This is a genomic window from Streptomyces sp. NPDC002817 (assembly GCF_053592055.1).
Map to the genome: position 1 here is coordinate 1 of NZ_JBSFUY010000080.1, position 9057 is coordinate 9057.

At 67.8% G+C, this 9057-nt stretch carries 8 protein-coding genes and 1 pseudogene; 7 read left to right on the forward strand and 2 right to left on the reverse strand.

What is annotated here, in order from left to right; all coding sequences use genetic code 11:
* Positions 1–357 precede the first annotated feature (357 nt).
* The 6 genes and pseudogenes from ACWD3I_RS48795 to ACWD3I_RS48820 form a co-directional block, all read left to right on the forward strand.
* Positions 358–684, forward strand: a complete 327-nt coding sequence (locus ACWD3I_RS48795) for a hypothetical protein (protein ID WP_365413456.1) — start codon at positions 358–360, stop codon at positions 682–684.
* 151 nt (positions 685–835) lie between these two features.
* Positions 836–1537, forward strand: coding sequence for an IMP cyclohydrolase (locus tag ACWD3I_RS48800; RefSeq protein ID WP_451084454.1), 702 nt, complete (start codon positions 836–838; stop codon positions 1535–1537).
* Positions 1538–2047: 510 nt separating this feature from the next.
* Entirely contained in the window at positions 2048–2968 is a 921-nt protein-coding gene (locus tag ACWD3I_RS48805) for a Rieske 2Fe-2S domain-containing protein (protein ID WP_365413452.1), read from the forward strand.
* 247 nt (positions 2969–3215) lie between these two features.
* Positions 3216–3677 carry a transposase gene (locus ACWD3I_RS48810; protein ID WP_365413450.1) on the forward strand — a complete coding sequence of 154 codons (462 nt, stop codon included), beginning with the start codon at positions 3216–3218 and terminating at the stop codon, positions 3675–3677.
* A 145-nt stretch (positions 3678–3822) separates the two neighbouring features.
* Positions 3823–4311 (forward strand): GNAT family N-acetyltransferase, encoded by a 489-nt coding sequence (locus ACWD3I_RS48815; protein ID WP_365413448.1) that lies wholly within the window; start codon positions 3823–3825, stop codon positions 4309–4311.
* A gap of 711 nt (positions 4312–5022) precedes the next feature.
* A pseudogene (locus ACWD3I_RS48820) lies at positions 5023–5622 on the forward strand (IS110 family transposase); the annotation flags it as partial.
* A gap of 152 nt (positions 5623–5774) precedes the next feature.
* Here ACWD3I_RS48820 and ACWD3I_RS48825 read toward each other — a convergent pair.
* Together ACWD3I_RS48825 and ACWD3I_RS48830 are read right to left on the reverse strand one after the other, a co-directional pair.
* Positions 5775–6473, reverse strand: a complete 699-nt coding sequence (locus tag ACWD3I_RS48825) for a DUF6585 family protein (protein WP_365413446.1) — start codon at positions 6471–6473, stop codon at positions 5775–5777.
* A 148-nt stretch (positions 6474–6621) separates the two neighbouring features.
* Positions 6622–7725, reverse strand: a complete 1104-nt coding sequence (locus ACWD3I_RS48830) for a M20 family metallopeptidase (protein WP_451084455.1) — start codon at positions 7723–7725, stop codon at positions 6622–6624.
* A 266-nt stretch (positions 7726–7991) separates the two neighbouring features.
* Between ACWD3I_RS48830 and ACWD3I_RS48835 the strand changes: the two genes are divergently transcribed.
* Positions 7992–8876 (forward strand): LysR family transcriptional regulator, encoded by an 885-nt coding sequence (locus ACWD3I_RS48835; protein ID WP_365413442.1) that lies wholly within the window; start codon positions 7992–7994, stop codon positions 8874–8876.
* The last annotated feature ends 181 nt before the right edge of the window (positions 8877–9057 follow it).

Sequence of the window (9057 nt, forward strand, 5' to 3'; positions counted from 1 at the left end):
AGATCCTCACACGCCCCGAGCATCCATCGACGAGTGACGGAGCGTCACGAGCGCACAGAAGCATCGACCGGCTTCACGAGAATCTTGGATGAGCCGAACGACATGGCCGTTGACACACGTCCAGGAACTCAGTTCACGATCCGGCGAGCCGAGCAGCACACGTGCTGAGGGGTGTGCCGCAGAGGCGGCCCGCCACCACCTGCCGGGCGCGGGCAACGGCACCGTACAGCACGGCAAGTGGACGACAGGCCCTCGATACACGCCAGTTGACGGAAGACCATGGTGCTCCTGAGGGCGGGGCGGACCAGGCGGAGAGGGCACTCGTTGAGGGGCGACGTGAGACCACGGGTGTACCGGATGGCGCCGCACCGCAAGCGGGCGTTCCTGGCGGTGGTCGGGGTGGGCACTCTCAGGGTGCTGGCGGTGGTGCTGTCGGCGGACGATCTGCCCGCCATGGCGCGGTACTTGTTCCTGATCGTGTGGGCGGTGCTGATGGGGTGGCTGTTCTACGCCACGCTGCGCTGTGCCACGTCCTTCGACGTCAAGGCGCCGATCCGCTCAGGGCGAGCTGGATCAAGCGACATCGGCTTCTCGCCTCCTCGGTTTGGTGGGGCTGGCTGTGTCACTCGTCGTGGCCGTGGTTTCGACGTGAGTCCGGGAGTCACTCGGCGACTGTTTTCTTGATCAATGTAAGTCGGTTCTGATGTCACCCAGCTTGATGTTGAATGGACGCGTGCCGGTTTGGACCTCGCGGCAGCGTGACCAGCAGGCGTCTGTGTGCCGCGTAGTGTCGGGAAGCGAGCTGGCCCCGGAAGCGAAGGATGCGCGGATCATCATGGAGTACCTGCAGCAAGTCCTTGAGGGGAACCCGTATCCAGGCCGAGGCGTTCTGTGGGCTCGGACGGGTAGCGGCGCCCTGTGCGGGGGGTACTTCCTCACCGGCCGCAGTCCTGCTTCACGTTCCAGAGTTCTGCTCCGCCGTAAAGGGGAACTCACTGTCGCGCCCACTGGCCCAGCGGAACAGGACGCCCTTCGGTACTATTCCGCCGCTCGCGAAGGGACGGACTGGCTTGTCTTCGGCAACGGCGAGCAAGTGGCGACTATCGCGGAGCGCCTCACTGACGGGGCTTTGCCGACGGCGGCCCTGGATCAGCTGGACTATGAGCCGGACCCGCCGATTTTCACTCCCCGCATCAGTGTGGTCGTTGGCCTGGGCGGGCCTGGAACAGCTTGGTTCGGTGCAGCTCGCCGTAGCTTGAGTGGGCGGTCCGCGAGTAATCGGCTGACGGTTGCGGTGACGGAACTGGAACCGGGTGACTGTGTGCTCATGACGACCTATGTTTCAGACGGTCGCGAGATCGTCACCGGTGCTCCCTTCATCGAAGCCCGGACTGCGGCTGGTGACAGGGACGAATTCGTGGACGAGGTCTGGAACGCCCTCAACCCTGAACTCCGTGTGGCGGCTGCGGCCTTCGAACCGGGACAGATCGAGGCCGCTGTCATCCGGCAAGTCAACTCCGTTGCCGATGCCGGTTGAGTTGATCAGGCGCCATTGCGCAGCTGCCGGGCAACTTCGAACGGCGCTGAGGGACACCGCGTGAGTGGGCTGGTCACTGCGTGACGTGGCACCAGCACCACGTCCTGAACCGGGCGAGCGGCACACCGTAGCGGGCCAACCGCAGCGGCACTCGTTTCAGATCTGTCCCGTTTGCTTCTGAGAGGACGACGCGGTCGGCTTCGCGGGGTCGTACGCGGCCGTTCACGAGTACGCGGCGAGGGCGGCAGCATCGGGGTGCGCCGCACCACCATGGTGCACATGACAGAGTGTCATGTGTTCGCTGCCCAGTTCCTTGGCCTCGGCCCAGCCCTGGACAGGTCGAGCACCTGGCGCGGGCGAGCGTGTTGCGAAAGCCCCGTATCTCTCTCGCTGCCCTCTGGGCGACGACGAGAACTGTCGGGCAGGCCCTAGCATCTGCGCATGCCATCACGTCGCAGTCATGACAACTTAGCCGCTCTGCCACGCGATCCCCGGGCCGACCAGTATCCGATGCCGACCATGCCGTACGGCTGGTACGCGGTGCTGCGCAGCCGCGAACTGCGGCCGGGCAAGGTCGTCAGCCTGCACTACTTCGGGCGGGCGCTCATCGCCTTCCGGGGAGCCGACGGCCGGGCAGCTGTACGGGACGCGTACTGCCCGCACTACGGCGCGCATCTCGGCGCGGGCGGGAGGGTCGTGGACGGCACGGTGGAGTGCCCGTTCCACGGGTGGCGGTTCGGTGTCGACGGCCGGTGCGTGGAGGCTCCGTTCGCGGTGCGCACTCCCAAGGTCTCCCTCGACGGGTTCCCGGTCCGTGAGCACAGCGGGCTCGTGTTCGTCCACGCCGGGCCGGGCGAGCCGTCGTGGGAGGTGCCGGAGATACCCGAGACAGGATCGAAAGAATTCGCCGCGCCCATCGACGACACCTGCCGGGCTCGCGTCCACATCCAGGAGATGCGCGAGAACATCGTCGACGAGTCCCACTTCCACTTCATCCACGGCCAGAGTGAACCCCCTGTCCAGGACTGGCGGGCGGACGGCCCGTTCGCCGAGGCGCGCGGCCGCATTTCCCGCCGCGTCCTGGGCCGGGTCATCGACAACACCTTCGACGCGTTCATGTACGGGCCCGGCGTCATGGTGGTGCGTACCCACGGCCCCGTACTGTCGGTGACCGCCGTCGCACTCAGTACTCCCGTGGACGACCGCACCAGCGAACTGCGGATGCTGTACTACATCCGCAAACCGGCCTGGCTGCCGTTTCTGACCCCCCTGGCCAAGCTCGTCTTCCGCATGGCGGCTTTGGACGAGGTGCGCAAGGAGGTCGGGATCTGGGACCACAAGATCTATCAGGCGCATCCCGTCCTGCTTCCGCACGAGAAGGGCATCAAAGCGCTGCGCCGCTGGTACGCGCAGTTCTATCCGGTCGACTGACAGCTCGGTCGATCGACGAGGGGCGACGCGCCGGCCACGCGGTTCGGCACTTCGCCTCTTTGTCCTCTTTGTGCTCATCGCACGGCAAGATCTGCCGCGATAGTGGATCTTGATCGTGGATGATCACGCTTCGTGAGGCGTGACGATCTGAGGAAGAGCCAGTGAGCCCGGCTGGAACCGTTGTTACCGCAGGGCTTCAAGCCGGGCCGTCCGCTGGTGTGGACGCGGCGGAGCTGATCGACGGTACGTGGTGCGGACCAGGTGCGCCTGGTGGCAGCTACCGCAGGACTTGCTGCCGCCCTGGCAAACGGTGTACTGGTACTTCACCTGGTGGCACGACGACGGCACCCTCGAGCGCGTCCACGACGCACTGAGGGACAGGGTGCGCGAGGCTGACGGCCGCAATACCGAGCCGAGTACCTGCCCGATCGACTCGCGGTCCATCCGCACCGCTGACACCGTCCCCGCCACAACCAGGGGCTTCGACGCCGGCCAGAAGGCCAAGGGTCGCAAGCGGTTCCTGGTCACCGACACCCTAGGCCTGCTCATTACGGTCCACGTGGTTGCCGCGAGCGTCCAGGACCGCGACGCCGCCCGCCGACCGCTCTTGCGGGCCCGGCTCGACCACCCGCGGATCCATGAGTTCTGGGCGGACCAGGGCTTTGCTGGCCGCCTGGTCGAATGGACCGCTCAGATCCTCGGCTGCTAGTTGCTGCTGGCGGGTCGCCCCTGCGGCGGCAGTGACGTGGTCGATCGGGGCCTGGGCTGCTGATTCCCGGGAGCGGTGCAGGAACGTCTGCCCGAGCAGCCGACCCGCCGCAGGCGGGCACTCGCCGGTGCGAAATACTCTCCCGATGAGATCACGCACTTCCCCGGTCAGTCAGCCGGTCACGATACGGAGGGCCGTCGCGCGGGATGCCAAACGGCTCACGCGGCTTGTGCGTGGCTCAGGCGCCTACGAGGGCAAATACGCGGCCGCAGTCGCGGGCTACCGGGTCGGCCCTGATTACATCGAGGCCCACCGCGCCTTTGTGGCCGTCGGCGACGACGAGGACGGAGGCCGGGTCCTCGGGTTCTACTCGCTCATCCTCGCGCCACCGGAGCTCGATCTGCTGTTCGTCGCCGACGAAGCGCAAGGACGGGGTATTGGGCGGCAGCTCGTGGCGCACATGCAGTCCGAGGCCCGTGCCGCTGGGATCGACCGTCTCAAGGTCGTGTCGCATCTACCCGCCGAGGACTTCTATCACCGCGTGGGTGCGGTGCGGACCGGGACCGCGTGGGCGAACCCGCCCGCCGTGCCGTGGGACCGTCCTGAATTCGAGTTTCGCATTCCTTCGGAATGACGTGGTGTGCCGGTTGGCGGGGCACAGGCTTCGCCTGCATGGTGGCCGGCACGCAGGAGTCGCTGGACGCCGCGTACTCCGTGTGGGCCGTCGCCGCTGCCCATTCCCTTCGGAGCCGGTATGACTCGTTGCCCCGGTCCTTGACGGGCCGAGCAACGACTTCACATCGGTCGATGTGTTCTGGGCCCTGGAAGTGGGCAGGTCCGCCCATCACGGCACGGCGCCGCTGGCCGACGGCTGTACGGTCTTCGACAAGCCGCTGCCCTACGGCGAGCCCAGCTGCGGGAGCTGTTCGCACGCCTGGGCCCGCCAGGGGAAAGTCGTGGTCGACCAGCCCGCGTCCGTGGGGACCTCGGGGGTGGCCGTGGCCCGCGCCGGCGGATGCGAGGTGGCCTACCTGCCCGGCCTGTCCATGCGCCGCCTGGCGTCGAGGGCCACGCTTCGACCCCGGGTCCACCCTCTGACCACGCGTGATCAAACTTCCCTACGTTTCTCACCGGGACAGGGCGAGCCCTCCGTATGGGTGCTCCCACCCAGGGGCGTCGGGTGTGGCTTTCACGCTTCTGCCGCTCGTGGCTTTCGTCGATTGGCCGCCGGGTGCCCCAAGACGACTCGGCTGCCAATCATGAATTGCGAATGATCGCTCCGTAGGGAGTCGAAGCGAGGTCGTCCATGGGAGGCACCAGCAACACCACCGCACCGAGGCACCACATGGCGGCGATCTGCGCCGGCATCGACGCAGGCAAAGCCCGCCATCACTGACTGCGTCGCGATCGACGAGAGCGGCCGCCGGCGGCTGTCGCGACGCGTCGCCAACGACGAACCCGAACTGCTCGAACTCCACGCCGATGACCTGGCCCTGGGGGACGAAGTGACCTGGGGTATCGACCTGGCCGACGGCGAGGCCGCCCTGGCCATCGCGCTCCTGGTCAACCACGACCAGCCGCTCCACTACATCTCCGGCCGTGCCATTCACCGCGCCTCCGAGCCACCGCGGCGAGGGCAAGACCGACGCCAAGGATGCCGCCTTCGCAGACCAGGTCCGCGTCCGCCGGGACCTGAACCCCTTACGCACCGGTGACGACACCTCATCGATCTCAAGATCCTCACCGGCCGTCGCATGCGCCTGGTCGCCGACCGCACCCGTACCGTCAACCGTCTCCGTGCCCAACCCACCGGAATCTTCCCCGGCCTGGAGCGGGCCCTGGACCTCACCAACACCGGCCCCCTCACCTCGATCACCGCTATCAGATCCCTGTGGCCGTCCGCCGGATCGGCGTCAAGCGGTTGGACGTTCCGCTGGCAGCACGGCCAGAAGCACTACTCGGGCACGTACTGGTCCTCCACGATGCGCGAGCATGCCGGCTACGAGTCACGGCTTGAGCTGCGCGCCTGCTCTGCGTCGGCTTCGACCAGGTGGTTACGGCGGTCTTCGCCCAGCCGTTCCCGCGTGAGGGTGCGTGTCACCCGTAGAGGTTCGAGGCGACGGTCAGGAAGACGAGGAGGTTCGGCACGGTCTCGACCTTGGCGAGCGCCCAGGCCTTGGGCTGTCCGTGCTGCCGGACGGCCACGAAGCCCCCGCCGACATCGATCGTCGCGACGGCCGACCAGGGCAGGACCCCTTCGCGTTCGGTGGAGATACCGGTGGCGTCCACGCTGAACGGGCCGTGGCTCATCTTGTGACCTGCACGGACCGCCTCCCACACCTTTTGGGCCTGGGCGCGGGCGATGGCCTCGGAGATCAGGGGCAGCCAGGTCTCGAAGTCGGTGAAGCGGGACGAGATCTCCGCTCTGGTGCCGTTGGGCGCTACCAGGGTGGAGGTGTGCGTGGTGTTGAAAGGGGTCTTCGTACCCTTGTAGATGATCACTTCCTGGACGGTTTCCTGGTAATGGACCGCCTGGTCCCAGCGAACCGCGAACAACTGCCCGGCGCCCCTGTCCACGAGCAGACCCCTCTCGAAGAGGTACAGGCGCTGACTGCCGAGCTTCTTCCGGAAGTTGGGGCTGTTGAGCAGGGCACCTATGCTCAGCGCGGAGAAGAACAGGGGGTACCACCCCACCCACCAGCTTATGTAGACCCACAACAGGATGCCTCCCGTCGCCAGGCCGGCGATGCCGGTCAGGGAAGCGGCGATGAACAGTCCCCGGTACTTCTCCCGCACGTTGACCTCCTTCCTCGGCAGGAAGGTGTGCTCGAGTCGGCCGAAGCCTCTACGGGAAGCCAGTTGGGCGATTTCAGGGGACGGGGAACCCGGCACGTTCATACAGGGGCCTCGGTTTCGTTTCGGAGCGGCACTTGTCAAGGCCGCTTCAGCTGGTCACGTGGTCAATGAGTCGAGCGAGCAGACGAGTGCGGGGGACCATCTGGGCGATCTCGACGTACTCGGTGTCCGCGTGCGCGCCACCGCCCACGGCGCCCAGGCCGTCCAGCGTCGGACAGCCCGCCGCCGCGGTGTAGTTGCCGTCCGATGCGCCGCCGACGGCGATCCCCCGCAGCGGTTCCTGGCCCAATTCCGCGGCGATTCGGGAGGCGAGGGCGAACAGTTCGGCGGAGGACTCCGGTTCCATCGGCGGCCTTCTCGTGCCGCCCAGTACCTCCAGTCGGGCTCCGGGCAGCCGGGCGACGAGCCCCCGCATGAACTGGTCTATCCGGTCCTGCGCCGCCAGGGTCGGCACGCGCACATCCACCGACACCTTCGCCAGTCCGGGCACGGTGTTGAGCGTGGTACCGGCCGTCAGCAGGGTGGGCGTGACGGTCGCCACCCCCAGGGCGGGGCAGGGGGCTCCGATGGCACCCATTGAGCCTGCGAGGTCGGCGACGGCCAGGACCTGGTGGGCGGCCTCGACAGCGGCGTTGACCCCCTTGTGCGGTTCCGAGCCCGCGTGTGCGGCACGGCCGTGCACGACGACCTCGTACCGTGACGTGCCCTTGCGGGCGGTCTTGAGCGCGCCTTCCTCGTCGGCGGAGGCCTCCAGCACCAAGGCGGCCGCGCACCCCCGCACGGATTCCTCGATCAGCTGCCGGGAGGTCGCGGAGCCGACTTCCTCGTCCCCGTTGACCACAACGCACACCCCCTCCGGGGAGGGCAGGGAGGCCAGCGCGTGGAACATCTGCACCAGGCCCGCCTTCATGTCCAGGACCCCGGGGCCGCGAGCGATCCCGTCGGTCACCGACCAGGGGTGGTTCTGAAGAGAGCCCATGGACCACACCGTGTCGTGGTGTCCCACCAGCAGGATCCGCGGAGTGCCGAAGCGCCACCGCAGATGGGTCACACCATCGATCACGATCACCTCCGGCCCGGCCCCCAACAGCCTGGCTCCCAGGGCACCGACCACCTCGGCGCTGCGCGCCACTGCCGCGTGGTCCGCCGAGAAGGACTCGCACAGTACGAGGTCCTCCAGGTCGGCCAGCATCGCCGGCAACGCGAGCGGGGCCCCGCGGGTCATCGGTCCTACCCCGTCCCAACTCCCTTTCGCACCCACACACTTCTCCCTCGGATTTCGCGGGCCATTGGAGAGCGGCGGCGCTTGTCCCCCTCGAAGCACCGCCGCGCGAACGACGTTAGGGCGGGGCATGGCATTCCACCAGCGACTGGATTGCATAGCATCCATGCACCTGAGGAATGCATTGGCGCAAGATGGTGAGGGCCGGAGGGGAGGACCTCGCAGGAGGGAGGAACGTGTTCGACACCGACGCGCTGCGGCTGCTCGTGGCCGTGGCCGAGACCGGATCGTTCACGAAGGCGGCGGCCCGGCTCAACTACACGCAGTCCGCGGTGTCCCGGCGGATCGCCGCTCTGGAACAGCGGGCGGGTGGGCCGCTGTTGGAACGGCTCCCTCGGGGCGTACGGCTGAATCCCGCAGGCCGTTCCCTGCATCGGCACGCCATGGAGGTGCTCGACCGGCTGTCGCGGGCGGAGCGGGAACTGGCCGTGCTGCACGCGGGCCACGGCGGGCTGCTGCACATCGGCGCGTTCGCCACCGCCAACATCTCGCTGGTGCCCACCGCCCTGCGGACACTCCAGGACGCCAGGCCGGATGTCGAGGTCGTCGCGGTCGAAGGCCCGACCGACACGCTGATGGCGCGCCTCTCGGACGGGGTGCTGGACCTCGCCATCGTCAGCGACTACCCGTCCGGTCTGCCGTCGGCCGACGGCGTCACGACGACCGCGTTGTGCGAGGACGAGTTGTTCGTCGCTCTCCCACGGGGGCACCGCCTGGCCGGAGCCGGGACGATCGACCTGCGTGAACTGCGCGACGAAGCCTGGCTCCAGAACGCCTACGGTGACCGTCCCACGATGCTCGCCGACGCCTTCGCCAGGGCGGCCTTCACCCCCAGGAAGATCATCCGGATCGCGGAGTGGTCCGGGAAGTTCGGCTACGTGGCCGCCGGGCTGGGGGTGGCGCTGGTCCCCTCGCTGGCCGCCTGGGCGGTCCCCGACGAACTCGTCCTGCGCAGCCTCACCGACCCGGCCCTGCGCCGGACCGTACATGTGGCGCTGCCTGCCGTCCCGCTACCGGCGGCACTGAAACTGCGGGATCTGCTGCGCGACGCCGTTGGCTGAGCCCTTCTCCGGAGCATCCAGCCGGTATGCAAGGTGAGTGTGAGTACAAGGCATCGAGTGTGCTGGCCAGTGTCGAAGGCACCTCCTGAGTGGACGTTAAGTCCGTTTCTGGTAGCGGCCTCGTCCGGGTTGGGTGAGGAAGCCTTGGCGGACGAGGCGTCCGAGACGAGCACGGGTGACG

Bases quoted from the DNA above. Each gene is read 5' to 3' on its own strand.
- ACWD3I_RS48815 (WP_365413448.1), top strand. From the start codon at position 3,823: ATGAGATCACGCACTTCCCCGGTCAGTCAGCCGGTCACGATACGGAGG.
- ACWD3I_RS48830 (WP_451084455.1), bottom strand. From the start codon at position 7,725: ATGCTGGCCGACCTGGAGGACCTCGTACTGTGCGAGTCCTTCTCGGCG.
- ACWD3I_RS48795 (WP_365413456.1), top strand. From the start codon at position 358: ATGGCGCCGCACCGCAAGCGGGCGTTCCTGGCGGTGGTCGGGGTGGGC.
- ACWD3I_RS48800 (WP_451084454.1), top strand. From the start codon at position 836: ATGGAGTACCTGCAGCAAGTCCTTGAGGGGAACCCGTATCCAGGCCGA.
- ACWD3I_RS48805 (WP_365413452.1), top strand. From the start codon at position 2,048: ATGCCGACCATGCCGTACGGCTGGTACGCGGTGCTGCGCAGCCGCGAA.